We start from the raw sequence: 26,523 nt of genomic DNA on the forward strand, positions 1-26,523 counted from the left end.
CCAGCACCAGCACCAGCACCAGCACCAGCACCAGCACCAGCACCAGCACCAGCACCAGCACTTGGTGTGCGACTGCAGGTCAGCCACATAGCTGCAGGTCACGACCCCCTAGCAGCCTCTTGCGAGGTATCAAATCGAGTCATTGATGTGCGTTCAAGGTGCTACCGTCTCACTCTGAAAAATCCTGCAGATTCAACACATTGTCGGGGACCCTAGGGTTCTGGATGGGACGCGCGGGGACACGTGAGCGCGGGGTTCACTTGGCCCAAAATTTCCAAACTTGGTTTACCTTTTGCTACGTTGAGTGTTCATTTAATGGCGCTTTTAGGCCATTCGTGCCAATTTATTAGCACTTTCGTTCTATACGTTGAACGGCAGGCCTCCATGGCTAATTTTGATTTTCTATTTGCTCTATGCTTGTAAAGCAAACGCTAAATGGAGAGAATGACGGCTATGGATGCAGATTTCGACCTGGGCCCGGACGGGGAGGTCCGCGAAAGCGGATTCCGGCGCGCGATGTACAAGAACCCCGGCGGGCGGCCGCGCGGCTACTCACCAAAGATCGCTCGCGAGATCAAAGAGCGGCTCGCCGCCGGTGAAAGCGACGAAGATGAGGTCGACCCGGAAAGCCAGGAAGGCCAAATCACCACGGCGGTGAAGACAGCGGTAGCTAAGGCTCGCAAAGAAACTGCACTGGCGGGGCTCAATGAGCTGGAATTGAAGATCAAGACCCGCGAGTACCTGCCGCGCGCGGCGTATCGAGAGGCCACGGCTACGTTGCTTGCCACACTGTCCCAGGGTATGCGCTCGCTCACCGACACGCTGGAGAGCAAGTGCGGCCTGCCACCTGCCGCCCTGGAAGTGGTGGACGAAGTGATCAACGAATCGCTGAAGAACATAGCTGAGACGCTGGCGCTGTTTGCAGGAGACGAGGCTTGAGCGACTTCTACCCGCGCGCGCTGAGCGATGCATGCAGTGGCTGGGAGGCGCTGATGCCGCCAAACCGCGTCTCCGTGAGCGAAGGAGCGCGCGACACGTTGGTCATCCGTCAGCCCGGGTCGGCCGGCGGCCCATGGAATCCGTTCGACACACCCTACATGGTCGAGCCGATGAACGCGCTCACTAGCCGCCGACACGAAGCTGTCGTTTTCATCGGTCCAGCACGCACGGGCAAGACGGCCGGCCTGCTGCAAGGCTGGTTGACGCACAACGTGGTAAATGATCCCGGCGACATGCTGTTCATTCAGATGTCCAAGGACAAAGCGCGCGAGTTTTCCAAGACCGACATCGACCGCGCGATCCGCAACAGTCCAAAAGTGCGGGCGATGTTGTCGCCCCGCGCCGTTGATAGCAACACCTTCGACACGATGTTTCGGCACGGAATGTGGCTGCGCGTGGCTTGGCCTACAGTCGGCAACGTGTCAGGATCTACGTATCGCTACGTCGCAATCACGGATATCGATCGCATCGAGAATGCCGACAACGTGGACGGGGAAGGTCCGCTGTTCGACCTAGGTAAAAAGCGGACCACGACCTTCATGTCGCGTGGCATGACCCTGGTGGAGAGCAGCCCGGGAAAGCCATTCGAGGATCCAAAGTGGGTGCCGGCAACCGCCCATGAGGGGCCTCCGTGCAAGGGCATTGTCGCGCTGTATAACCGCAGCACCCGCGAGCGCTTCTACTGGCAATGCCCGGACTGCAGCGAGCATTTCGAGGCCAAGCCAGGCCTGGAACTGTTTTCATTGATGCCTTCGACGCAGGAGCTGCTCGACGAGGTGCGCAGCGCCAACATACCAGCGCTGGCGCGTAAGTTTGCGAATGTCATTTGTCCGCATTGTGGGTCCGTGCTGCAGCACAAGGACAAGAACCATTTCAACCAGCGCGGCATTTGGCTGCCCGATGGATGCACGCTGAGTAAAGAGCGGCAGGTGGAAGGCGCCGCGCTGGAGTCAACCATCCGGGGGTTCTGGTTGGGTGGTGTGGCTGCCTTCAAACAATCCTGGGAATCGATCGTCACCCAACATCTGTATGGCCTTCAGGATTACGCGCTCACGGGTTCTGAGGAAAAGCTCAAGCAGACCACGAACACCGACCAGGGCATGCCCTACATGCCCCGGCACCTGGCAGAGGTGTCCACCGGGCAATCCACGCCTCGGGAGCGCGCCGAGGTCGGGCTGCAGAGGTACGTTGCACCCGAAGAGGCGCGCGCGGTCACGGCTTCCGTCGACGTGCAGGGTGGGCAGAATGCGCGCTTCGACGTGCAGGTGCACGCTGTGGGGCCGGGCGGCGAGCAGTGGGTCATCGATCGGTTCTCTATCAAGGAATCAAAACGTCCTGGTGCAACGGAGGGGACCTTCGCCCCGCTGGACCCGGCCTCATATCCGGAGGATTGGGATGTACTGACCGATCGCCTGTTGCTGGCCACCTGGCGCACGCCGCATCCGAACCTGGAGATACAGCCGCTGGCTATTGTGGTGGATTCTGGCGGAGAAGATGGTGTCACCCATAACGCCTATGCTTGGTTCCGGCGGGTGCGAAAGCTGGGGTACGGCAAGCGCGTATTCTTGTACAAGGGTGGATCGACTCCCGAAGCGCCGGATATGCGAGAGACGATGGTCGGAAAGATTGCTGGCCGGGGCCGCAATGACATCCCACTGCTGCATTGCAATCCGAACAAGCTCTCCGACGCGGTGGATGCTGGCCTGCGGCGAAATACCCCGGGCCCAGGGTACATCCACTTCCCTGCGGCCAAGCACCCGGAACGCAACCCGGACGGGTGGGTTACGACAGCATTTTTCGACGAGCTCGAAGCCGAGATCCGTAGCAAGGGCGGCACTTGGACTAAGGTCCGCAAGCGCAACGAAACGTTTGACCATTGCCGCATGCAGCGCGCGCTCCACCTCCGGCTGGGGATCTATCGCGTCAGCGACTGGAGTGTGGTGCCTGACGCGCTGGCCCCACTGCCGCGAAACAGCATGACGTTGACGCGGGAGGACCGACGGGCAATGCAAGAGAACGAACGGATACCAGAGGCCCCGGTCGAGCGGGTAGTCCGGCCCGTCGCCAGGCCGGTACAGAAGCGAACACGTCGGGCATCGGTGGCAATGCTTTAATTTAGCAAAAAGTGAGCATTCGTTTCGCAACTGCTATATACTAATTTCCATGCAGCGCTCGTCTATCGGTCAGGACAGCGGCCTTTCTCTCCGCAAAGCGGGGTTCGATTCCCCGGCGCTGTACCACCGGCTGGCTTGGCTTAGTGGCTGAGCGGCGGCCTTCCAAGCCGCATAGGGGAGTTCGATCCTCCCAGACTGCTCCAAATTTTATAGCGCAGTGTCAACGGTTGCTGCGAACAGCCGACACCAGCGGACCCAACTTACCGGAGACAGACCGGGCTGCCAGGGGTAAGTGGTGGCTTCCTTTCGACGCATTTCCCGTGCGATCTGTTTGGGGCCGGTGCAGATACTGATCTGCCATCTTGGTGCCAGAGGCCAGGAACCATAGGCGTTTCCTTTATGTTTTTGGCCCTTTCGACTTTAAAGTCCGAAATTGGGCCGCAGAGGTGTTTAGCGGGCGGTTGTCACACTGCTAAACCATGAACACCTCCTGCAACACCGAAGACATCGCACTGCTCAAGCAGCGGGTTGACTCTCTCAACCGCGCTATCGCCACCGGTGCACGGTCGGTGACGCTAGGCAGCCAAACCATCATCTACAACACTGCCGAGTCTTTGATCAAGGCTCGCGACGATATGCGACGGCAGTTGCAAGCCGCGCAAGCGGCATGTAGCACCAAGCGAGTGTCTCGCCAAACCTATGCCGTGTTCGGCGGGCGGGACTATTGATGGTGGCGAAATTCAGCGCAAACGGGAAGCGTATCGGCCGACCCCCAAAGGCTAAACCGATTGCATTGAGCGATCAGGACCAGGCGCTGGCCCAAGGCTTGCTCAAGAACTTCAAGAATCGCTATGACGGTGCCGGCCGTGGCCGCCGCATGGCGTCCTGGAATGCACCTGGCAGCGGGCCGAACGAAGCAATCAACAGCGGCTTGCAGATCCTACGCAACCGATCAAGCGATGCGGTGCGCAATGATTGGTCGGGCGAATCGATCGTCACGAAGTGGTCCACCGCGCTGGTAGGTATTGCGATCACTCCGCGATTCCGTCGCATCAAGGCCAAGACGCGAAAGCAGGAAATCAACGATTTCTGGGCTGACTTCGTCCGCACCGCAGATGCAGATGGGGTGCTTGACGTTTACGGCATGCAGACGCTGGCGGTGCGTTCCTGGGCGGAGCGAGGTGAGATGTTCGCCCGCCGGCGCCATCGGCGGCTCGACTCTGGGTTGCCGCAGCCAGTGCAGGTGCAGCTGCTGGAAGCGGACATGGTGCCGAATTTCGATGCAGATACCTACATAGGCCTGCCGGCAGGCAATCGCATCCGTTCAGGCATTGAGCTTGACCGGATTGGCGCGAAGGTAGCCTACTGGGTCTACAAAAACCATCCAGGTGACGGATTGACGGGCCCGTCGGTCTCACCGGCAGCCGGGGATTTGGTGCGCGTCGACGCGGCCGACATGCTTCACATGTTTGAGCCAAAACGCATTGGCCAGCGGCGCGGGGTGCCTATGCTGGCACCGGTGCTCCCGCGGCAACGCAACATCATCGACTACGAAGATGTGACCCTGGAGCGCCAGAAGATTGCCAACCTCTTCGTCGCATTCATATCGCGACAGTTGCCCAGCCTCGACGAAACTGATCCCGACACATTGGCCGCATTGAGCGGCATGCTGGCGCAAGTCGACGGCGAGGGCAGTCCTTTGCTTCCAATGAAGCCTGGCTTGCTTCAGGAACTGGAGGACGGGCAGAAGGTGGAATTCGCCAACCCACCGGAAGCAGGAACCAACTACAGCGACTACATGCGGACCAGCCACCTGGGTACGGCCGCCGGCGGGGGGCTGCCTTACGAGCTGATGTCTGGCGATATTGCGGGGGTCAGCGACCGCACGCTGCGGGTGATCATCAACGAGTTCCGGCGCTTTGCCTCCCAACGCCAGTGGCAGATCGTCATCCCTATGTTCTGCCAGCGCCTGGTGGAGTGGTTTGCAGACGCCCAACTGCTGGCCGGCAACATCTCGGAGCAGGAGGCGGCTGACATCAAGCGCGCCGAGCACGCGCCTCACGGCTGGGAATACATCCATCCCGTGCAAGACGTTCAGGGCAAAGCGTTGGAGGTCAAGAATGGATTCCGTTCCCGTTCGAGTGTCATTGGCGAGCACGGCGACGATCCTGACTTGGTTGACGATGAGCGGGCCGAGGATGCTGCACGCGAGCGCAAGCTCGGCTTGGGAGTTCCCGAAGGCGAGCCTAGCACGCAGCAACCGGCGAGCGACGACACCGATCAAGATGAAATCGACAACAACGAGTATTCAGCTCCACCTAATCCTTCGGGTGTTGGGGCGCAGGCGGAGTTGCGGGCGCTGGCCCAGTTAGAAGCGGCGACAGAGCGGATGCGCGAGCTCTTTGCGCACTGAGAGATAGAAAAACCGATAACCAACCGCTATCAGGCGATCTTCTAGGGGCGAGCTGTGGACTTTTTGAACGAACTCCCAGAGTGGGTCAAGTGGCTGGGCGCCATCGGCGGCACTATCGCTGGTGGGGTGCTTTTCCTTCGGCAGTACCTGTCTGGCGCAGCGGCGGAGCGTGCAAATGATTCAGGCCAGATCGCAGCGATCAACGTATGGCGACAGGTAGCAGAAGCCGCGCAGGCCCAAGCTACTGCAGAGCGAGGCCGCGCAGATCAATTCGCCAAAGAGCGTAACGAAGCAATTGAATTGGTCGGGACTCTCAAGGGGCAACTTGCTGAAATGAATCGCCAATTGGCGGTGTTGCAAACCAAGGTGGATCAACTAACGGAGCAGCTCAATGCCAAAAACAAAATATGAATGGTGGGACCTGTGCAAGGGTGTTCTATTGTTGGCCACGCTTTTGACCTCGGGCGTTGGCCTTGGCTACTGGTACAAGGGCACCGAACGCGATAGCGAGCGCGAAGCCGAGATTGCCCGGCTGCAGGCCAACCACACGGCCACCTTGGAGGTACTGGCGGGCCGGATTAACAGAGCTGCTGAAAAGGTCACCGACACCGCGGATTTGGTCGTGGATGCTGCGGCCAGCGCCGCCGCCAGCGCAGCCGCAGCGAAATCGCCAAAACCGGGACACGCGACCGTACCTGCCGCAACGCGCGCAGAGAACCGGGCCATCAATCAAGCAGTGAGAGAAACCAACTCAAAACTGAAGGATGAACGATGAAGTGGCTACTTGTACCTATCTTCTTTCTGGTCAGTTGTAGCGCCCCGGGGAACCGATCGGCGCGTTCGGCCGTAGTACCTGAACCGGCGCCGCTCGTGCTCGAGGTGCTGAAACTCCGTCAGTGTGCGCCGCTGCCCCAACTTCCAGACAATGCCTCGCCAGCAGAGCGCACGGCCTTCACCAGGACTGTAGTGCGCATGTACGCGGATTGTGCTCGCTCGGGGGACTAAACGCCCGGAAATTGCTATTGCGAAATTAGGCCGCAGAGGAGCTTGCTAAACCCCGGCACACAATTTGCTCATTCTCGAAAGGACTGGGCATGCGACCTTGTTTTGCATTTAGCGCCAAGACCAGCAGCATGCCTGCGGTCCTCGCGCTTGACGAAGATATCGGCTTCTGGGGAACCCAGGCGGTCGACTTCCGTAATCAGCTCGACCAAGTCGATGGCGACATCGTAGTTGAGATCAACTCCCTGGGCGGCGACGTCATGTCGGGCCTCGGCATTTACAACATGCTCCGCAACCATGCGGCTAAGGGTCACAAAGTCACTACCCGTGTCACGGGTGTGGCGGCCAGCATCGCCAGCATCATCATGCTGGCCGGGGATGACCGCCAGATGCCCACCAATGCCTTTGCGATGGTGCATGCAGTGCGCGGTGACGCCTTTGGCACTGCCGACGAGCTGCGAGCCCAGGCAGAGGTGGTGGACAAAGTTCAGGCGTCGCTGCGCAACATCTACATCTCGCGGATGGGTGTGGACGAGGCCACGGCGATCGAAATCATGTCCAAGGACACCTGGCTCAGCGCGGAGGAATGCCTGGAGCTGGGGTTGGTGAATTCGGTGGTGGATCCAGTCCGAGCCACTGCAAAGTTCGATCTGGTGCGCGCAGATCTCCCTGATCACGTCGCGGCTGTGTTTAAGAACCAGGCTGATCCCACAGACCTGACCGACCCGACACTGCCTACCGACCCAGCGGACCCGACCAACACCCCCGAGCCGGAAGCGCCTAACACGCCGGTGGCGGAATCGATTGTGGCGGAAGCCAGCAGCCTCGGTTTGGAAGCACACGCGGCCCACTTCGCATTGAACTTTGCCACCCTGGACGCGGCCAAGGCGCAGATGGGCGTTGCCCGCGAGATCACGGCGCTGTGCAAGGTAGTGAACAAGTCTGACCAGGCTGCGGCCCTGATCCGAGGCGGCAAAACCGTCGCGGAGGCGCGCGCGACGCTCGCGAATCTGCTTGCCGCCTCGGATCAGCAAATCGACAACTCGCCAAAGATTACCAATGGCCCGACGGGTACGGATCCTGCGAAGCCCGCCGTCGTCAGCCCGACCTCGCTCTGGGCTTCGCACAACTCGCAAAAGAAGGAAGGACGCTGAAATGGCACCCGCACTCTATTCGAACCCGCCTCTGGCCGACTTCATTCTGTCGGAAGCCCGAGGTCAACGCAGCCGTGAAAACGGCCATGTCCGCCAGTCTGGCGATGCGGTGAAGTCTGGCACCGTTTTGATCCAGGACACCGCCGGTGACGTGCAGTTTGCCATGGACGAGGGCGCCACGGGCAACCCGACCATCGGCAGCACCAGCGCATCGGCGCTGACCACGGAAGGCGTCTACACCATCGACTTCACCAGCGCTACCGCGTTTGTTGTGAAGAACCCAGCAGGCACCCAAGTGGGCTCTGCAGGTGCGGTTGGTACAGCTTTCTCGGCGGGCGGCCTGGGCTTCACGCTGACGGCAGGCAGCACCGCTGCGGTGGCCGGCGACAGCGCCACCCTGCTGGTCACCCCCGCTGATGACAGTTTCGTGCCCTATACCGGCACCGGCACTGCGGTCGCGATTCTGTATAGCGACTTGAAGGCCGCTACTGGTCTGACACCGGCAGTCATCTTCAACAGCGACTGCGAAGTGAAGGCGACCGCTCTGACCGGCCTGACCGCCGCCGCAGAAGACGACCTGAAAAAGGTCGGCATCAAGGTCCGTTCGGACGGCAGTCGTCTGGGCGTCCACACCCCGGCTCTCTGAGCCTAAGCCACCACTCAGGAGCACTAAAACATGGCTACTCTGGACATTTTCAACGACGATGCATTCTCGGTGAGCCAGCTCACTCAGACGATCGTTGACATCCCTCGCGTCCCCACTCAGTTGGGCGACGAAGGTCTGTTCCGCGAATACGGCATCACCACGACCACGATGATGATCGAGCGCACCGGCTCGGGCCTGAAGTTGGTGCCGGCTGCCCCCCGCGGCGGTGTGGGTGCCACGGTCGGTCGAGACAAGCGCAAGCTGATCCCTATCGCGGCAGTTCACCTGCCCCAACGCGACACTATCCTGGCCGATGAAGTTCAGAACGTGCGCGCGGTGGGCACCGAGTCCGAAGTGGAAGGTGTGCAACGCCTGGTGCAGCGGCAACTGGTTACGTTGAAGTCCAACATCGACCTGACGCTGGAGCACATGCGCGTCGGCGCGCTGCGCGGCGAGGTCCTGGACGCAGATGGCGTGTCGGTCCTGTGGGACCTGTACGACATCTTCGGCATGACCCGCCAGACGATGGGCTTCAACATCAACACTGCAGCATCGGCAGTTGATTTGCGCCAAAAGACTGAAGAACTGAAGCGCGCCATCCAGCGTAAGCTGGGCGGCAAGTCTTTCACCCGCGTACGTGTCAAGTGCAGCGAGCAGTGGTTCGACAAGTTCGTGGGCCACGACAAGATGTACAAGGCATGGGAGCGTTACCAGGACGGCGCGTTCAACCGCGAGTTTCCGGGGCAGAACTTCCTGTTCAACAATGTGTTGTTCCAGGTGTACTCGGGCTTCGTGGTCAACGGCCAGGGCGAAGAAGTGCCGTTTATCCCTGCTGGCAAGGCCTATGCCTACCCCGAAGGTGTGCCGGGCATGTTCCAGATCGCCTATGCGCCTGGCGACTACATGAGCACGGTCAACACCATGGGTGTGCCGTACTACGCGTCCCAAGAGCGCCTGCCACACGACAAGGGCGTGGACCTGGAATCCCAGTCCAACCCGATCGTTCTGAACGCGCTGCCTGAGGCGGTCATTGAACTGACCACCAACGCCTCGTAACTGGGCCGCCATGCTGGGCGTGTTCCAAGACATGGCGATAGGCATCCTCGACTTGATTGGCGAGGATGCCTTTTTCGCTGGCTCCCCAACCCCCACCAAAATCAATATCGAGCACGGGGTGCAGCTCGCAGGGATCGGAGGGGATGAGGCCGTCTACAAAGGCGACATGGCGGTTAACCGCGACGTCGCTACGGTGTTGTCATCGCTGAGGCCCAAAGCGAAGGACACGTTTGTTCAGAACGGAAGGACGTACCGCCTGGAATTCTTGGTCGAAGACAACGGGGTAACCCGGCGCTTCGCCATCATGGAGGTCTGATGGCCCGACTTTCCGCTATCACGATTGCTGTGGACCAGGTCGTTGGCCTTGCCGACCGAGTTGCGGACTTGGACGCGCAAGCCTTCAGCACGGCGGCTGTTGCGGCGCTGAACACCACCGTTGACGCCACTTACGAGCTCGCGCGCGACCGGATCACGACGGGCATCAACATCACCGACGACTACCTCCGTCGGCGCATGAGCGTGGAGCATGCCAAAGGGTCGAAACTCCAAGCGGAAATCGTCGCCAGCGGGGACGCGCAGCGGATGACTCGCCTGGTGCATTACGGCGCCCAAATGCTCATTGTGCCGCGAAAAACCACTACGCCGTCGCGCTCGCAAGGGTCCTTGCTTCGCTTGGGATCTGGCTCGAAGCAGGGCGGGGTCCGTGTCAACGTCAAGTCGCCAAAGACCATGGTTGATGCCTTCATGCTTCCTCTGAAGCGGGGCAGTCAACAGGGCGAAAAGATGGGTGTTTTCCGCCGAGAAGGCAACAAGCTAAAGCACTTATACGGCCCCTCGGTGTACCAGCTGTTCCGATACCAGAGCAGTCGTATCGAGGACGAAGTTGCAGGCGACCTGCAGGCAAACCTGCTGGATCAAGTCGATGAGCAGATAAGAAAGGTCCTGACATGACAGGCGTGTACACCAGGGCGCGGGATGTTGCGCAACATATCAACGATCTGCTTGCTGGTATCTCCGTGGCGAATGGCTACGAGACAGACATCGGACTCAAGGTCTACCGGGGCAAACGCCGGATTGATGACGACGCAGTGCCCTGCGCGGTGCTGATCGAGGGTGAGGACAACCCGACCAGTGATCAAGGGCCCGCATCGCAAAAGGTAACCCAGTCCTATGTCCTGGGCGGGTACACGACCTGCGACCCGGACAACCCGAATGATGCTGCGCACAAAATCATCGCCGACATCAAAAAGGCGATCTTCACTGTCGTCAACCCGTCGAAGGTAGATCGACACCGTGGGACGCATACCTTCGGCGGCTTGGTCAAAAACGTGACCTATCGCGGCCGGGATATCGGCCCCCGCGCGGACAGCGTGGCCATTGTCTTTGCGGTCGTGCACATCGATGTTGAGTTCGTGGAGCAGCTCACCGAAGCCTAATTGCGAAATTAAGCCGCAGAGCTCTTTTTAGCGGAATTGCGAAACTAGCGTCGTCATAGAACGTGCGCTTGTTTAGCACGGAACCTAACAAGGAGTGAAAACCATGGCAGCACGCAGTTTCCTGGGCGCGGGTGACATCTACATCAACCGGATGGTTGACGGGGTGAAGGTGGGCCACGTGGGTCCAATCTACGCCGACAGCCTCTCCATCACGCCCAGCGTGAACACCGTTCAATCCACCAGCAAAGGCCGCCACGACTACGGCCAGGTTTTGGAATCGGTGAACATCGCTCAGCCTTCCGAATTCGCCATGGCCCTGAAGGAAGTTACCGGCGACATCTTGGTGATGGCCTTCCTGGGCACCTCGGCTGCTTTCAGTGAGGCGTCTGGCACCCTGACCGACTTCAGCGTGACGATCCCCAAAATCGGCACCTGGATCCCGATCGGCAAGAAGAACCTGGCTCAACTGGTGACCGTCGAAACGGCTGCCACTGGGGGGACCACCCTCGTCGAAGGCACCGACTACAAGCTCAATCGCGACCTGGGTTGGATCATGGCCTTGGAAGGCGGTGGCATCGACGCCAACGACGCGGTGTTCATCACCGGTGCCCACGCAGCTGCCACTGGCACGTTGGTTAAGGGCTCCACTCGCACCGAAGTGCGCGCCGAGATCGTATTCGACGGCATCAACCAGGCCGACGGCACGCAGTGCACGGCGACCATCTGGGAAGCCGTTCTGGCACCTGACTCCGAATTCGACTTCCTGGCAGATGAATTCGGCACCGTCAACCTGACTGGCACGCTCAAGACGCCCATCGGCAAAGACGCACCTTACGAAGTGCTGGTCCAAGAGCCGGTGCAGTAACCGCGCTGCGTGGCGGGGCCACTGCCCGCACAGCCCAACCCGCCACAGCCCACAAGCGTGGCGGGTTTTCATATTCTGAGGGATCAACATGGCGTCCAATAACCGCGATGTGAAGATGACCCTGAGCGTCGAGTCGCTGGGTCAAGAGAACATCACCAAGCTCGAAAAGTCCCTGCGCGACCTAGCGAAAGAGGGCGGCGCCAGTGCGGAGGAGTTTGGCCACCTTGCCGATGAGATTGCCCGTTTGGGTGGACAGAACCAAGCACTGCAGGCGGTCAAGGCGCTGGCCGATGGTACTGAGGCACTGAGCAAATCGCAGGTCGATGCTCAGGCACGGGTCTCGCAGATGGCAGAGCGCCTTGACCTCTTGACGGCGGCCACCGTCAAGGCCAAGGCAGCCGAAGACCAGGCAGCGCAAGCGCTGGTTGAGGGGCGAAAAGCCAAGATTGATGCTGACACCGCGCTCAAACAGTTGCGTGCTTCCTACGATGCGGCCGAGAAGAAAACTTCCGAATACCAAACCGAAGTATCTCGGCTAGTGACAGAGTAGGGCAACGCCGCCAAGGCGGTGCAGGATCTGACGCGCGCCAACCAGCAAGCGGAGGCCGCAACCAGCGAAGCGGCGCAGGCCCAGAGCAAAGCCCAGCAAGAACTGAACAAGGCTACCAAAGCCTACTCAGCGGCTACTCAGGCGGCGGCGGCTCACAACCAAGCACTGCAGGAGGCCGGCAAAGCAGCCGAAGCGCTGGGGGTTGACATTACCGACTTGGGTCAGGCCGAAGCAGAGCTGCAAACTAGCTTCTCGCGAGCTACCACGGCAGTCCAACAGCGCAAAACCGCTATGGCCGACATGGCAGAGGCGGATCGCCTGGCAGCAGTTGAAGCCCAGGGGATGCTCGACCTCTATCGCAAGGGCGAGCAGGCGTTGCAAGCTGAGGTGTTGGCGCAACGCGACGCAGTGCGCGCCACAGAGGCTTACGAGGCGGCGAAAGCCCAGGCACTCGCGGACGAGGCGGCTTGGCAGCGCGAGGCCCACGGCATTGTGGAGGCGGCCGAAGCCGCCCAAAGACTGAAGACGGAGAGCGAGCGGCTCGCGGCTGCGCAGCAGGAGCTCGCCAACCAACGTGCATTCGAGAAGCAAGCAGAAGACGCGAAGGCCATGCTGCGCGCGGCAGAGTACGTCCGCTTCTGGGAACAAGAGCTAGAAGGCGCGGAACGCCAGGCGCTGGAAACGGCCGCGGCGGCTACTACGGCGGCAAACCGCATCGATACAGCGTTCCGTACGGTAGGCGTGCGTTCGGTTGCAGAGGTTCGCAAGGAAATATCCGACGTGAACGCCTCAATGGCCTTGCTGGCCAGTACAGGGCAGTTGACGGGCCGCACGCTTGCCAACGCGATGGCATCCGCAAAGGAGCGCACGAACGAGCTCGAACGAGAGGTCCGCGGACTCACGGGGACGCTGTCCTTGGCGGACCGTGCGGCCGGCCTGCTGCGTGACAGCATGGGACAGATTGCAGCAGGCAACTTGGTGGCCGACGCCATCGGCTCGCTGATCGAGCGTGTGAAGGACATGGGTCGGGCCTTCATCACGACCATTGCCGAGGCTGAAAGGCTTCAGCGGGGCCTGCAGGCGGTTTACAAGGACAGCGTAACTACGGCTAAGCAGATGGGCTTTCTGCGCGCTGCGGCCATGGCCTCCGGCGTGGCCATGGGGGACCTGAGCGGTTCCTTCCTCAAGTTCTCTGCAGCTACCAAGGCGGCCAACATCCCGATCAGCGAGAGCAACGCGCTGTTCCTGGCCACGGCAAAGGCAGCTGGCACGCTGGGCCTCAGCGGGGAGCAAGTCAACGGGATGCTGGAGGCCCTCAGCCAGATGGCCTCGAAGGGAGTGGTCAGCCTTGAAGAGCTCAGACAGCAGATGGGCGACAGGCTCCCGGGTGCGCTGAGTCTCGCAGCTCAAGGCTTGGGCATTACTGAGAAGGAACTGATTGCTCTGGTGGAATCGGGCCAGCTCGCCGCGCGCGACTTCTTCCCAGCGTTCACCAAAGGCCTGCAGACCATGCAGGGTGAGGTCGGTGGGCTGAACACCACCTGGGCGAATTTCAAGAACGTGCTTGTGGGCGTGGCGCAAGATGCCGGCGATGCTGGTTGGCTGACCATACTCACCGCCGCGCTGAAAGCCCTAGGCGCCGTTGTTGGCGTAGTCGCACTGACGCTTTCAGGCTTGTGGGAAGGGTTGCGGCTAGTTGGCGTTGGCGCTGTCGCAATGGCAATGGCGATCTCGGACGGCCCCACTGCAGCGCTGGGGTTTTTCAATGAAGAAGCGCAGAAAACTATCGACAGGTTGGATCAGCAAGAGCTGCGGTTCAAAGCCATGTTGGATCCGACCGGCGAGGCTGCCAAGAAGTTACGGGAAGCAGCTACCGCGAACGTGGATGTTGAACTCGCAGCGACCAGAGCTGCGAACGCATTGTCGCGGCAGCAAAGCTCATCAGTGGCCACCGCTCAGGCGCTCGACTTTCAAAAGCAAGCTCAAGAGATACTGTCAAATAAGACATTGGTTTACGGAGCTCAGATCGCAAAGGTAACCATCCTGGCCGAGCAGATGCTAAAGACCACGCAAGCTCAATCGGAAGCCGCCGCGAAAAGTGCGAAGGCTATTGAGCTGCAAGGCCAAGCGATGGTGATGTTGGCAAAGCTGAAAGGTGATGCCACGGCGACCGCCGAGGCAGAACTTCGGGCGACACAAGCCAACATTGTTGCTGCGCAAAAGCAAGCGGAACTGGCGCGCGCGGATGCTGAGATACGAGCTAAGAGTATTGAAATCACCAAAGCAGTTAATCTCGCCAGAGGCTTGAGTGCGGAAACGTTAGAAAAAGAAAACAAAGCGCTTGACGACAAACTCGTCAAAGCAAAAGCAGAGGCGGATCAAGCAGAAGCGACAGTAGCGAAGCTCAAGCAAGAGCAGTTGCAACGGGCTTTAAACGTCCAGACCTTGAAAGACAACGCGGCCGGGCTTGAAGAGCTGCGCAGTGCAGTATTACTGACGCAGGTAGCGGTGGATGGCTACGCTGCGCAACTCGCCAAGGGCCAGGGGACGCAGGAAGAGTACGCGCGACTGCAGGAACGTGCTGCCTTGGCCATGGGCCTGTTTCGCGATGCAGTTCGGGATAGTGCTGACGCACTCCAGCAAGAGGCTGCGGTGAAATCCGCCAGCATTCAACTCAGTATTCAAGCCCTTCGGAATCGTCAGGCTGAAATAGAGGCCGCCGCGAGTCATGCGCGCGCGCTAGGTGACAACGTCCGCGCGGTACAACTAGAGATCCAGGCAAAGGAGATTCAGATCAAGATTCTGAAGCTCACCGCCGAGGCCAAACGTCTCGAAGCACAAGCCACGATCGATGCAACGGAGATCGAAAAGAACAGCATCACCGCAACCGATGATGCGTCGCGCGCGCGGAAAAATCAGCTCGAAATCATCCTACTTCAAAGCAAAGCGAAGTTAGAAGAGTCGAAAGCCGCCAAGATTCAAGTCGAAATCCTGGAGCGGGAGATCTCTGCACTACGCAACGGCACTGCGGCACGCGGCAGCTCGACCAGCGCCATCGGCGCAGAAACCGCGGCGATCGCAGCAAACACGTCTGAACGAGAACAAGCTATTGCAGCGAAAGAGCGGGAATTGGAGCTGGACAAGCGGCAGGAAGCCGCGCGCACCCGCTCTGCCAGTTCTGAACTGGGCACGGCCACGGGGATCATGAATTTCCTCAAGGGAGCCGGCCTGAACGACGAGACCGCCGCCGCTGTTGCGAAGGAGTTCCTGGACAGCCAAGGCAACGTGCAGTTCATGAACAACCCGGGACAAGCGAAATACGGCGGGCAGGGCTCGACCCTCAGTCAGGCACTCTTGAAGGCAGCAGAGCAATACACCGTGGGGGGTAAACAGCAGCTGGGCGGGTCGAATACCAGCACCACGGAGAGCGGTGGCACCACCTCCACAGCCGCGACCAAACCAACGACGGGCGGCAGCTCGGCCGGCGGGTCGTCGTCTTCCTCGGGCTCAGCAGCACCCACCCGCGGGAACACCAAAACGGTAGTTATCAACTACCGAGGCACCAACACCCAAATAGGCGTGGCTAGCGATCAGGATGCGAACAGCCTGGTTGGCTTCCTGCGCCAACTTGAATCTGACGGAGGACGTGCATCGTGATCACCATTTCTGATGGCACCATTGTTTTGGAGTTGAACCCCGATCTATTCTGGTCGGATGAAGATAAATGGAACCCTATCCAGCAGGCTGTTCAGCGCACGCTGACGGGGGCCCTTGACGTTCAGATTGGCACGCTGACCAAGGGTCGGCCGATAACTTTAGAGCCGGAGGATGACAGCAGCGCCTGGATGCGTTCGTCAATCGTTGCGCAACTGCGAAATTGGGCCGCAGAGCCGGCTAAGCAACTGACCCTTACATTGCGTAATCAAACGCGCACAGTGCTGTTTCGCCATCAAGACGGAGGCTTTGAAGCGCGCCCCGTGGTGCATTACCGAGACCGCGTGGATGAAGACTTCTACCTGTGCGTCATCCGATTGATGGAGATTTAGCAATATGGCAATCAAGGCCGGTGACGTAAAGTTGGTCGCGTCTGCTGTTATGGCCGACGTACCAGAAGGCGGCGGCGCGCCATCCTCACACATCATCGAGGACAACAAATCCAACGAAATCTTCAAGGACATATCAGAGTCTGATCGAGCGCGCGGACGCCTGAACATGGCCAAAATGTTCGTGTCGGTACAAACGGAGGATGTGGATACATACCTCGGCTCCAACGTCATTGTTGGCCGGCCGCCAGAAGATCCAAACGTGAGCATCACTCTGTTCACTAGCGATGAGGTTTACGATGTTCGGTCGAATGCCCAAAGCCGAATAGAAGCGTACCTAAATAAGAGCTCCGAATGGGGCGGATATCTGTTTGAGAACCACATCGCCGGGCAGGGGTCCATTCAACTCTTCCAGCGCGCGGGGGCTGAAATCCCGCCAGTGGGTAAGACGTTGTGCTTAGTGCAGAACGAGGGCCTTGGTACACAGCGCGAGCAGTATGTTCAGGTAGCGCGCCGGTCAGTGGTTGAACGCACTTTCACATACAACAACGACCAAGATTACAAAGCGAACATTGTCACTTTGGAATTGAGTGCTCCACTCAGATACGACTTTACTGGTAGCCCCGCGAGTCGCCTATTCACAAGAGCAGCTGCATCTACCATTACCCGCGACACCCTCGTTGCCAACGCTGCCTCTTACGCGGGAGTAGTTCCGCTCGCGGAGCCGATCGCACTCGGGGACTTGACTATCCGGGCCGGGAGTGTATACACCAGCCTCGTTCCGTCGGCTCAATCAGAAACGCCCATTCCAGCGACCGCGCCATATGCGAACGCATTGGTCCCAGCAGCCGCAGCCAATGTATTCACCTACGCCACAAGCCTGACTTGGAACACGGCGACCAATCTTGCCCTTCCGATTGGGATTACGCCAGGCACATTGTCGATCGCGATCGGAGCTACTGTAATCGCAGATCGAGGGGGCCTTCTTGTTGTCGGGGCGCTCCAAGTCGGCACGGTTGATTATGCGAACGGCATCCTGACAACGAGTGAGAACTACACCGGGGTGAAGACTGTCACGTTCCGTCCAGCTGCCTACACCGCCCAAGTCCCGCAGAGCATCGATACCGTAGTTACTGCGGAGAGCCGCAGCCTGAACTACGTTGGTTTTGTCAACCCGCTGGCAGCTCCCGGTACGCTCAAGATCAGCTACATGGTGCAGAACCAATGGTACGTTCTTAGCGAAGATGGCTCTGGAGCCATCCGCGGCTTTGACGCCAGTTACGGAGCTGGCAACTACACCGCAGCGACTGGAGACTACCAAGTTACGCTCGGTGCACTCCCTGATGTTGGAAGCTCAATCATCGTGCAGTGGGGCGTGCCTTCGCAAGAGTACGCACACCCAACGGTTGATTTGAAGATGTCGCAAACCGTGGTCCTTCCCGTGCCTGCGGAGGAGATTATCAACCCGGCTTTCTTCCGGGCCACCTGGACCAATAACGGGCAAGAGTTCGTTGCGACAAGCAGCGCGAACGGCGTTATTTCGGGTGCAGCTACTGGAACACTCAACGTCAACGATTCAAGTGTGACGATTGCCCCCAACTCGCTCCCTATACCTGGCACAGAGATCACCTACGAACTCGACGTGGGCGAGCAAACGGTCGTGGACCTCGCACATCCGTCCCGCGATGGTGCAGGGCGGCTTAATGTCAATGCAGGCACCTCGTCTCTTGTGCCTGGGTCCGTGGTCGTTGAGTGGAACACACTTACCGATGTGACGGTGCTGGGCATATATACCACCGCGCAGTTGCGGGCAATGGGCATCGGCTTGGGCGCTGCCGTAGATCCGATCCAGTCTGCGCGGGATAACGGCACTGGAGGACTGATCCTTAACGGCGTTCAAGTTGGCACTGTGAATTACAGCACAGGAGCCATCGTTTTCAGCCCCGATGTTACTATCCGCATTCCTTCACCCCAGTACACCTCGCAAGTCGTGTCGGGAGGTGCGGTAAATCTTATGGACAGCCGGCTCTGGCGTCTTAACTACACAGGGCTTAATTACGTATCGGCTCCTTCGGTTTACCCTAACGATGAATCGGGCTGGGTAAAGATTCGCTTTTACTCGGCAAGCAGCAGCACGCGCAAGACACACACGGCGGTGTTCCGTCCTTCTTTCCCGCTCGTAGCTGGAATTGAGGCCCAGACTGTCCCAGGATCCGTATTGCTGCAACTAGGATCTCTTGTTTGGGGCGACAGCGGCACTGGCTCCTTGCGAGAATTCACAAGCGCCGGATGGGTGGAACGAGGCCGAATTAACTACGCCACCAACACTGTCGACATCACTTCCTGGCCTGCAGACCTGTCCTCCACTGCGAGGCGCTCAAGCCTAGTCACAACGTTGGGCACGCAGATCAGCAGCGCGCATGTTTTTCGCACTGCTGCAGCACCGCTGCGTCCAGGCTCGTTGTCCATCCAATACGCACTGGCAACTGGCGGCACAGCAGTGGTCACAGCGAACATTGATGGCTCGATTACGGGAGCCGGTATCACCGGCTCCGTGGATTACCAGACAGGGGTGGTGCGTTTAGGATTCGGGTCCAGGGTCGTGGCGGCCGGCAATGAGTCAGAGCCCTGGTATGACCCATCGCGCGTGGGTAGCGACGGGAGAATCTTTAGGCCAGACCCAGCAACTACCGCAACCGTGAAATACACGGCTGTGGCTTACACGTCACTACCGCTTAACGCCGAGCTACTGGGCATTGATCCGGTGCGCCTGCCGTCCGACGGGCGTGTGCCTATTTTCAAAGCAGGCACGATGGTGGTAATCGGGAATACCAAGACAGCCTCGGGAATCACGCCGACCAACGGCATGACGGTAAATCTAGCGCGGACCCGCTTGTCGCGAGTGTTGGTACGTGACAGTGCGGGGCGAGCAGTCTACGAGGGTTACACGGCAGACTTGGAGGCGGGGACAGTTACCTTCACCGATGTGACGGGCATTGCCGCACCGGTTTCCATCGATCACCGGATTGAGGATATGGCGCTGGCCAACGACGTCCAGATTTCCGGGCAGATCACTTTCACACGCCGGATCAGTCACGACTACCCAGTAGAAGGAACCTACGTCTCGAGCGCGCTGGAGTTCGGGGATAGGTTCGCACGTGTCAGTGGGACCTTCGACCAAGCTACTTGGGACGGCGTGACGTGGTTGGATGCGCCGTCGGGTGCGGTGGCTACAGCAACGTACAACACGGTGCTCTCGCCGATCGAAGTTACCAACTTTGGGGCCAGCACGGAGCGGTTCGCACTGTGGTTCACAAGCACTACGCAGTTCCGAATCATTGGCGAACATATTGGCCAAATCGGAACGGGGGATATCAACACTGTATGCGCACCGATCAATCCTGCCACCGGGAAGCCTTATTTCACGATTCGTCCAGTGGGTTGGGGCACGGGTTGGGCAAACGGCAATGTGCTGCGCCTAAACACCATCGGTGCACTTGCACCCGTTTGGGTGGTGCGGACTGTACAGGCAGGGGAAGAAGCTGGCACGGATTACAGCTTCGATTTACTCACTCGTGGCGATGTGGATCGCCCTTAAAAGGAAATACGCATGGCTTCGCCCGTAGACACCTCTGTTAAGTTTGCTCATTCCAGTATGGCTGGTGCAGCAACCGTCAACGGCCAGGCTGGCAGCCGCCTCGCTGCCCTCAAGGCTTTTTTGGTCACTGGATTTGGCCTCAAGTCCATCGATGGCGCCGCAACTATCGTTGGCGGCAAATGCCGCTTGCCTTTCAGTAGCGGAGTAAGCGCCGCGATGGTGGGTAGTGTCATTCAAGTTAGCGGCGCGACACCGGCCGGACTTAATGGTGAACAAAAGGTCACCGCCGTTAGCACTTCCTGGGTGGAGTTTGCAACCGCGTTGCCCGACGGTTCCGTCACGGGCTCCATCTCGTTCAAGATCGCCTCTCTTGGCTGGGAGGAAGTCTTCTCCAAGACAAACGTTTCTGTGTTTCGTCCCACAGATCCTGCCTCTTCTCGCCCATATCTGCGTGTGGATGACACCAATGCCAACTACGCCGCGCTGGGGATGTACGAGAGCATGACGGATGTAGATACAGGTTTTAATGCTACGACCGATGTGTTTTGGGCGGGCTACGGCCTGGGGGGCGCGACCGGCGTGCATTGGACCCTGGCCGGAGACAGTCGTGCGTTCTATTTTGGGGTGTCTCCCTTTGGCACCGCTGTCAACGGCGCCGATGGCTACCCCGAGGCCGTCTATTTCTGTGGCGATATTGTGAGCGATCGCAATGGCGATGCGTACCCCGCGCTGCTCGTCGGCGCATCGACCGACACCGAAGGGGCTGTCTTTACGGATGTTTCTTCGCGCTGCTTCCTCATGCGCCGCGCCTCAGGCATCGGTTTGGCGATTCCAACCGTGATCGATAGCTTCTTTTCTGGAACGTCGGGCTACACCTCGGCAATGGGGAGCTTTCCAAGTCCGGCCGCAAACGCAATGCTGTTGGGGCCGCTGCACGTCGCCGATGGAGGCACTTTTGCATCCAACGGTCGCCGAGGCGTTATGCCCGGCGCACTTTTCTGCCCGCAGGATGCTGTGCGGGCTAGCATCACCCGCAGCCCGACTCTGGTTGAGGGCACAGGAACCTACTCCGGTAAAAAGCTGCTGACCATCAACGTCGCCAGCAGCATGAACACCACAGCCGGAGGGATGGGGTTCATTGACGTGACAGGTCCTTGGAGGACTCCGGCATGACAGCGGCGCGCTATTGGCGGGCGATATCGCTCCAACCATTTGGCGGCGGGGATGTTGAACTGAGCGAGTTTCAGCTGATTGACGCTGCTGGCACGCGCCTTGATCTACCAGCTACTCTTTCAAGTGCCTTTGCCCCAATCGCCGGCACGCTTGGTAGCTTAAAGGATGACAATCTTGGCACAGTTTGCCGATTCGCGGCCAAGGATGTGGCAAGCCCTAGTTTTGCATTGGTATGGGATTTTGGGGGTTCACTGGCAGACGTTGCTGAAGGGCTTTTGGGTTCGGGCAACAGTCGGGCTTTAATGCTGTCTCATTTCTTGCTGCAGCGCTCTTCTGATGGCGCGATCTGGACAACTGAGCTGACCGCCGGTGCATACCGGTGGAATGGAGCGAATGCATGGGCCACTGGTTCATCCACCACCCCCATGGTCTGGAGCGAAACAAGGAAGTCTAGCCGTGTGAATCTTGATGCTTCTCTTCGCACTGCATCATCGAGCAGCGGGGGGTACAGTTCTGTGCTCAGTAGCGCAGCCGCAAACTCGGGAAAGTGGTATGTTGAAGTGACAGCACCGGATGGGTATGGGATGCCGGGCTTAGCTTCCGCGAATCACCCGGTGGAGACTGGCTACCCAGGGAACAACTCGCAAAGTATGGGCCTGTACTACTCCGAGTTGTACATCGCTAATGCCGTCACTTCAATCAGCCCTATTTCGTCTAGCGGCACTGTAGGCATGATGATCGACCTCGATTCCAGGGTGCTTCGGTACACAAACGGCGTTGCAACAAGTGCGCCATTCAATATCCCATGGTCTGGTCCCGTCTACCTTGCTACAGGCAATGGCAGTTCTGGGCAGCCATTCAACTCAAAGCTTAATCCCGGTCAGGATCCATTTAGCTACGCAGTTCCCCCCGGTTATACGGCTGGGTTTGGCGCACTGCGCGTATTTGATCCGCTCCCGTTGCGCTCACAACTTCTGCCTATCTTGCTCTTTGTCAAATCAACGTCCATGCCAGCGTTCGAGACGCGCGCAAGAGACACGATAAATTTCAAAGACATGGAATTTGGCGGCGTTGGTAGGATCTTTGGAACTGTATCGAGAAAAAACACGCCCGCCAACGTGCCGTTGGTGCGAAGGGTGCGGCTACATCGGAGTCGGGATGGCCTGCTAGTTCGTGAGACGTGGAGCAAATCAGACGGGACCTATGAATTCAGTAACGTGGCCCCGCAGTACGAATACGACGTCGTCGCTTGGGATCACGAGCTCTCATATCGCTCGGTCGTAGCCAACAATTTGAAGCCGGAGGTTTGATGGCCGATTTTGTCATCTCTGCCGCCCACAACCAAGCACGCCAACAAGCGACGATTTCATTCGCAGATGCGGGGGCAAACCCTTCACGCATTGAGTTTTACAACGCGGCAGACCTTCTATTGGCAGTGGCAACACTGGCCAAGCCCTGCGGCGTAATAACTGGCGGCTACATTCGGTTGGCGCAAGCAGCACCTGCGGGCGACATGATCGCCATAGACGGTATAGCTGTGCGCGCTCAGTGGATCAGCGGTGCCAATCAACTCGTGGCCAGCGGCCCCGCCACAGACGAAGCGGGGGAGGGGCCTTTCGTCATTCAAGGGACCAGCGGGACACAGCTTTATGCTGGCGGGCGGCTGATTATAGGCGTCACCGAGATTGAGTGATGATCGATAGCGATCTGATTTTTGGCCTTCCTTATGACCCGAGTTACCCGGCCGACTTGGTATTTGGCGAGGACGGTAGCGTACCGATTCCAGATGCACATTTTTTGGTGCAGGGACGGCTACCAGCTTTGCGGGGGCGAGCTCGGGTATCACTGACCAAGGATCTACAAGTCTCGGGCAGGCTACCCGGCCTGCGAGGTCGACTTACAGGCCGATATTTCTCTGACACAGAACGCCCCACGGTTAACGACACCGAGAGCCGGTTTCAACAAGCGCACACGGTCACAAATGCACGTCGGGCCCGCTGGGAAGATGCTGAATCAATTCGCACATCGCTCGGCAGCCGTTTTGCGGATGCCATGGCGGTCTCTACAGAGCATAACGCTCGCTTCCAGCAAGCGGTGCGGCTCCGCGCGGAGCGATTGCTGCGATTTCAACAGGCAGATCCGTTAGCCACCTCGATACTACGAGTGGCGTACCAAGAGGGAGTGCGCGCTCGAGGTGGTTCTCAAAGTCGCTTTCAGGTCGCTGCCCGGCTACCTGCTCCTGGATTGCGGTTGCGCTATCAAGACGCCCTGCGAGACCGACGAAATTACACCGCAGTCCGTTTTCAAGAAGGACTTCCATACTTTCAATCGTGGCTGCAGGGCATGCAGAAGGGCGTTCCTCAGGGTCACTGGTGGCGCACACGATACCAGGAGGCCATGAAACCGCCGCCTGGTCTTCGGCGACCAGATCCTCCCGAGCCGGAGGACCCGTGCTATCTGCCTGAGCTACCCGCCCACTTGGTCTTTGGTGATCTGTGGGTGAACAGTCGTCATTTGGTATTCGTGTGCGACAGACACGACGGGCCAGGCCCAGAGCCTGGTGAAACCGTTGTTGTCCCGGTCAAGGAGGTGTATTTGACAGTCAACAGCGCTGTCCTTATCCGCGTGGATACGGGACAAATGATTCCCACATACGCAATGTCGATGACATTGGACGTGGACTCTTGGACTTGGGGCTTCTCAGCTTCTGTGCCAGGCGCAGCGCTGCCTTTCGTACTGTCCAATACGCACGGAGATCCCGTGGTTGTGCAAGCCACGATCAATGGTCTGGACTTCCGCTTTGCGCTATCTCCGCCAGCGAGAGATCGCTCGTTCATCTCTTCGACGATCCGACTACAGGGCCGAGGTCTGGGCGCCGAACTCGACGCGCCGAACTCTGCCGTTCGCACGTTTGGGAACACAGAGAACCGAAACGCGCGCCAGTTACTCGACGACATCCTGACGCTCAACAACGTGCCGATTGGTTGGGACATTGGGATCTTCGATCCACTCGACTGGGCGGTGCCAGCTGGTGTGTTCAGTCACACAGGCACCTATATATCCGCCCTCAATGCAGTGGTGGGCGCAGTGGGTGGTTATATCCAGCCGCACAACACTGACCGCACCCTCGATGTTCGCTTGCGCTACCCCAAGCCTGCGTGGGAATGGTCGACCGTAACCCCCGACTTCGAGATACCCGACGCGGTTGCCTCCCAAGAAGGTATCGAGTGGGTGGACAAACCCCTCTACAACCGGGTGTATGTCTCTGGCCAGGAGCGAGGCGTACTGGGTCGGTACACACGAAGCGGCACTGCTGGCGACCTTTTGGCTCCCGAGGTGATAGACCCGCTGATCACGCACGCGGACGCAGTGCGGCAGCGTGGCCGGACGATCATTTCGGACACCGGCCGCGTGGCAACGGTGACGATCAAGCTGCCGCTCCTGGCCGAGACAGGACTGATCAAGCCTGGCGCGTTCGTTCGATACCTAGAGAACGGAAACGAGCACCTGGGGCTGACCCGCTCGGTCAGTCTGAATGCAGGCCTGTCTGACACGTACCAAACCCTAACGCTGGAAACCCATGTCGAACCTGTTTAAGCGCTTCGGGCGCCTGATCGCAACCCCACCGCTTCGAGTGGGCACAGTTCGCGACGTGGACGGGACATCTGCCCGAGTCGAGGAAATGGGCGGTGCCGTGTTGACTGTTCGCGGCGACTCGGTGGCCACGGGCGATCGAGTCTATTTTCGAGACGGGGTGATTGAGGGTCCAGCACCAAACCTGCCATTGGAGGTAGTCGAAGAATGAGCACTGCACGTTGCGAGATCGCACCTCAGACAAACGCCAACCGCGCCGCCTTCTTGGACGCACTGGCTTGGGCGGAGGGCACTGACAACGGCCGGCAGGCCACGACCGACCGCGGGTATGACGTGTTGGTTGGCGGGGGCCTGTTTACCAGCTACGCTACCCACCCGAACATCCTCGTGCCCATTCCACGGTACAAGATATCGTCCACGGCCGCAGGGCGCTACCAGCTGCTCTACCGGTGGTATGCCCCTTACGCCAAGAGCTTGGGCCTCATTGATTTCAGCCCGCTGGCCCAGGACAAGATCGCACTGCAGCAGATCCGCGAGCAAGGCGCGCTACCTCTTATCGACGCGGGGGACTTTGAGCTGGCAATCGCAAAGGTCCGGAATATCTGGGCGAGCTTACCCGGAGCAGGCTACGGTCAGAACGAACAGCAAATGGCCAATTTGCTTGCGGCGTACTCGCGTGCTGGGGGCGCTATCAAATGACTCCAGCGATTCTCAATGTGGTCACGCGATGGGTGGCGGGCGCGCTGGCGGTGCTAGTTACGATTGCCTGCCTGAAGCTGGTTCAAAAAGACGCGGAAATCTCGGAGCTCAAGCTGACCGCAGCTAACGAACTTGCGGACCGCCAGGCTGCCGCTCGTGCGTTCGAGGTCAAATTAGGGCGGCAGGAGAGGGCGCATGCCGCCGCTCAACAGGAAAAGGACGAATCCTATGCATCGGAATCGAGAAAACTTCAAACTCAGCTTGCTGCTGAGCGCGGCACTACTGGCCGGCTGCGCAAGCAGCTCGAAAACGCAACCGCCGGAGCCAACTCGGGAAGTTCAGCTGACCCCGTTGCCTGCCAGCGTGCGTTCGATCGGCTTGAAACCCTCGGCCGATTGGCTGGAGAAGGTGTCGAACTACTTGCGGAAGGTAGAGGAATTCTCCGCCAGCGAGACATCGACGTGCAGCGTGTGCTAGACCAGGTGAAGCTAGACCGAGCTGGATGCGGACAGACCCAATGAAGAAAGCCACCTTGCGGTGGCTTTGTCACTTTAGCGTTCGACCTCGAACAGGAGCAACCCGGATTGAGTCGCGGCGTAGACAAGATGTTCCGGCGCGCCGATCAATATTGCTGCATCCGCCTGGATGCACAGACGCCAATGGTTCTGCCGCTCTCCTGCCTCGCCCGGAACCTTAGGGCACTGCGGTATGACGCATACTTCTCGATCTGAAGCCGGTGGGATGCTAGACCCATTCGACAGATAGCTGGTGGGCGTAATGCCGGACATCAGTTCGGCCAGCGCCAGGTGTTCTTCGGTCACAGGCCCGTAGATCACGGTCTTCATTTGGTGCCTCCTATTCCGTGTCTGCGTTCAATCCCCCGAGCGAATGCCTTGGCGCGAGCAAATCGTCCAAAAACGGTGCCACGCACAAAGTTGTCCAGCCCCGCAATCTGCTCATCCGTCAGCGGCTCCCGCTCAGGTGGGGGAGGGGCGGCCCGCGAAGCTGCCTTACGGATCGACGCGCCAATGTCGATCATCTCGCCTGGCGCGTCGTACATGCACTCATCCCAGCTTTGGGCGAGGTCTTCAATCCAATCCGGCGCATCCTGCCGCGCTGATAGCTGGGCCTTGAGCTGCTGTATCTCGGCGTGCAGGCGGCGCAGTTCGGCGGCTGATTTC

25 protein-coding genes and 1 tRNA gene are annotated in these 26,523 nt (G+C 59.2%); 24 read left to right on the forward strand and 2 right to left on the reverse strand.

The features are described 5' to 3' along the window. The first annotated feature begins 453 nt into the window (after positions 1–453). The 24 genes from ACCQ08_RS24640 to ACCQ08_RS24755 all read left to right on the forward strand — a co-directional run bounded on the left by ACCQ08_RS24640 (position 454) and on the right by ACCQ08_RS24755 (position 25,863). Positions 454–939: a hypothetical protein gene (locus ACCQ08_RS24640; RefSeq protein WP_373451234.1), complete on the forward strand. Its 486-nt coding sequence runs from the start codon at positions 454–456 to the stop codon at positions 937–939. After that, entirely contained in the window at positions 936–3,113 is a 2,178-nt protein-coding gene (locus tag ACCQ08_RS24645; RefSeq protein ID WP_373451235.1) for a phage terminase large subunit family protein, read from the forward strand. Before ACCQ08_RS24640 ends, ACCQ08_RS24645 begins: the two co-directional genes overlap by 4 nt. 51 nt (positions 3,114–3,164) lie before the next feature. Next, positions 3,165–3,239 (forward strand) — tRNA-Glu (locus ACCQ08_RS24650). 353 nt (positions 3,240–3,592) lie between these two features. After that, entirely contained in the window at positions 3,593–3,841 is a 249-nt protein-coding gene (locus tag ACCQ08_RS24655) for a phage head-tail joining protein (protein ID WP_373451236.1), read from the forward strand. Continuing rightward, positions 3,841–5,526 carry a phage portal protein gene (locus ACCQ08_RS24660; RefSeq protein WP_373451237.1) on the forward strand — a complete coding sequence of 562 codons (1,686 nt, stop codon included), beginning with the start codon at positions 3,841–3,843 and terminating at the stop codon, positions 5,524–5,526. The genes ACCQ08_RS24655 and ACCQ08_RS24660 overlap by 1 nt, the downstream gene beginning before the upstream one ends. Before the next feature lie 63 nt (positions 5,527–5,589). Then, positions 5,590–5,937, forward strand: a complete 348-nt coding sequence (locus ACCQ08_RS24665) for a hypothetical protein (protein WP_373451238.1) — start codon at positions 5,590–5,592, stop codon at positions 5,935–5,937. Beyond that, complete coding sequence (locus tag ACCQ08_RS24670) at positions 5,918–6,301, forward strand: hypothetical protein (RefSeq protein WP_313330669.1); 384 nt, start codon at positions 5,918–5,920, stop codon at positions 6,299–6,301. Before ACCQ08_RS24665 ends, ACCQ08_RS24670 begins: the two co-directional genes overlap by 20 nt. A 358-nt stretch (positions 6,302–6,659) precedes the next feature. Beyond that, complete coding sequence (locus tag ACCQ08_RS24675; protein WP_373451239.1) at positions 6,660–7,682, forward strand: head maturation protease, ClpP-related; 1,023 nt, start codon at positions 6,660–6,662, stop codon at positions 7,680–7,682. A gap of 1 nt (position 7,683) precedes the next feature. Beyond that, entirely contained in the window at positions 7,684–8,328 is a 645-nt protein-coding gene (locus ACCQ08_RS24680) for a head decoration protein (RefSeq protein WP_373451240.1), read from the forward strand. Between the two features lie 30 nt (positions 8,329–8,358). Further along, positions 8,359–9,384 (forward strand): major capsid protein, encoded by a 1,026-nt coding sequence (locus tag ACCQ08_RS24685; RefSeq protein WP_373451241.1) that lies wholly within the window; start codon positions 8,359–8,361, stop codon positions 9,382–9,384. 10 nt (positions 9,385–9,394) lie between these two features. Next, positions 9,395–9,700: a hypothetical protein gene (locus ACCQ08_RS24690; RefSeq protein WP_373451242.1), complete on the forward strand. Its 306-nt coding sequence runs from the start codon at positions 9,395–9,397 to the stop codon at positions 9,698–9,700. Next, positions 9,700–10,335: a phage tail protein gene (locus ACCQ08_RS24695; RefSeq protein WP_373451243.1), complete on the forward strand. Its 636-nt coding sequence runs from the start codon at positions 9,700–9,702 to the stop codon at positions 10,333–10,335. The genes ACCQ08_RS24690 and ACCQ08_RS24695 overlap by 1 nt, the downstream gene beginning before the upstream one ends. Beyond that, on the forward strand, positions 10,332–10,820 hold the full coding sequence (locus tag ACCQ08_RS24700) for a hypothetical protein (protein ID WP_373451244.1): 489 nt from the start codon (positions 10,332–10,334) through the stop codon (positions 10,818–10,820). Before ACCQ08_RS24695 ends, ACCQ08_RS24700 begins: the two co-directional genes overlap by 4 nt. Before the next feature lie 103 nt (positions 10,821–10,923). After that, positions 10,924–11,685, forward strand: a complete 762-nt coding sequence (locus ACCQ08_RS24705) for a hypothetical protein (RefSeq protein WP_373451245.1) — start codon at positions 10,924–10,926, stop codon at positions 11,683–11,685. Between the two features lie 115 nt (positions 11,686–11,800). Beyond that, the gene (locus tag ACCQ08_RS24710; RefSeq protein WP_373451246.1) at positions 11,801–12,235 is read left to right on the forward strand and encodes a hypothetical protein; all 435 of its coding nucleotides are present in this window, start codon (positions 11,801–11,803) and stop codon (positions 12,233–12,235) included. An 18-nt stretch (positions 12,236–12,253) separates the two neighbouring features. Then, positions 12,254–15,892 carry a tape measure protein gene (locus ACCQ08_RS24715; protein ID WP_373451247.1) on the forward strand — a complete coding sequence of 1,213 codons (3,639 nt, stop codon included), beginning with the start codon at positions 12,254–12,256 and terminating at the stop codon, positions 15,890–15,892. Then, complete coding sequence (locus tag ACCQ08_RS24720) at positions 15,889–16,281, forward strand: hypothetical protein (RefSeq protein WP_373451248.1); 393 nt, start codon at positions 15,889–15,891, stop codon at positions 16,279–16,281. Before ACCQ08_RS24715 ends, ACCQ08_RS24720 begins: the two co-directional genes overlap by 4 nt. Positions 16,282–16,285: 4 nt before the next feature. After that, positions 16,286–19,876: a hypothetical protein gene (locus ACCQ08_RS24725; RefSeq protein WP_373451249.1), complete on the forward strand. Its 3,591-nt coding sequence runs from the start codon at positions 16,286–16,288 to the stop codon at positions 19,874–19,876. Between the two features lie 12 nt (positions 19,877–19,888). Beyond that, entirely contained in the window at positions 19,889–21,049 is a 1,161-nt protein-coding gene (locus ACCQ08_RS24730; RefSeq protein ID WP_373451250.1) for a hypothetical protein, read from the forward strand. After that, the gene (locus tag ACCQ08_RS24735; protein ID WP_373451251.1) at positions 21,046–22,359 is read left to right on the forward strand and encodes a hypothetical protein; all 1,314 of its coding nucleotides are present in this window, start codon (positions 21,046–21,048) and stop codon (positions 22,357–22,359) included. The genes ACCQ08_RS24730 and ACCQ08_RS24735 overlap by 4 nt, the downstream gene beginning before the upstream one ends. Continuing rightward, a complete protein-coding gene (locus tag ACCQ08_RS24740; RefSeq protein ID WP_373451252.1) occupies positions 22,359–22,742 on the forward strand; it encodes a hypothetical protein in 384 nt (127 codons plus the stop codon). Before ACCQ08_RS24735 ends, ACCQ08_RS24740 begins: the two co-directional genes overlap by 1 nt. A 902-nt stretch (positions 22,743–23,644) precedes the next feature. Beyond that, entirely contained in the window at positions 23,645–24,646 is a 1,002-nt protein-coding gene (locus tag ACCQ08_RS24745) for a hypothetical protein (protein WP_373451253.1), read from the forward strand. A gap of 204 nt (positions 24,647–24,850) precedes the next feature. Then, positions 24,851–25,342 (forward strand): glycoside hydrolase family 104 protein, encoded by a 492-nt coding sequence (locus ACCQ08_RS24750; RefSeq protein WP_373451254.1) that lies wholly within the window; start codon positions 24,851–24,853, stop codon positions 25,340–25,342. Then, positions 25,339–25,863, forward strand: coding sequence for a hypothetical protein (locus tag ACCQ08_RS24755; RefSeq protein WP_373451255.1), 525 nt, complete (start codon positions 25,339–25,341; stop codon positions 25,861–25,863). Before ACCQ08_RS24750 ends, ACCQ08_RS24755 begins: the two co-directional genes overlap by 4 nt. A 30-nt stretch (positions 25,864–25,893) precedes the next feature. Here the strand turns inward: ACCQ08_RS24755 and ACCQ08_RS24760 are convergent, their stop codons facing one another. Together ACCQ08_RS24760 and ACCQ08_RS24765 are read right to left on the reverse strand one after the other, a co-directional pair. Next, on the reverse strand, positions 25,894–26,187 hold the full coding sequence (locus ACCQ08_RS24760; protein WP_373451256.1) for a hypothetical protein: 294 nt from the start codon (positions 26,185–26,187) through the stop codon (positions 25,894–25,896). After that, positions 26,184–26,523 (reverse strand): hypothetical protein (locus tag ACCQ08_RS24765; protein WP_373451257.1); only part of this gene is annotated, 340 nt, incomplete at its 5' end. The genes ACCQ08_RS24765 and ACCQ08_RS24760, both read right to left, overlap by 4 nt.

Source organism: Comamonas sp. SY3 (genome assembly GCF_041730275.1).
Lineage (GTDB): Bacteria > Pseudomonadota > Gammaproteobacteria > Burkholderiales > Burkholderiaceae_C > Comamonas > Comamonas sediminis.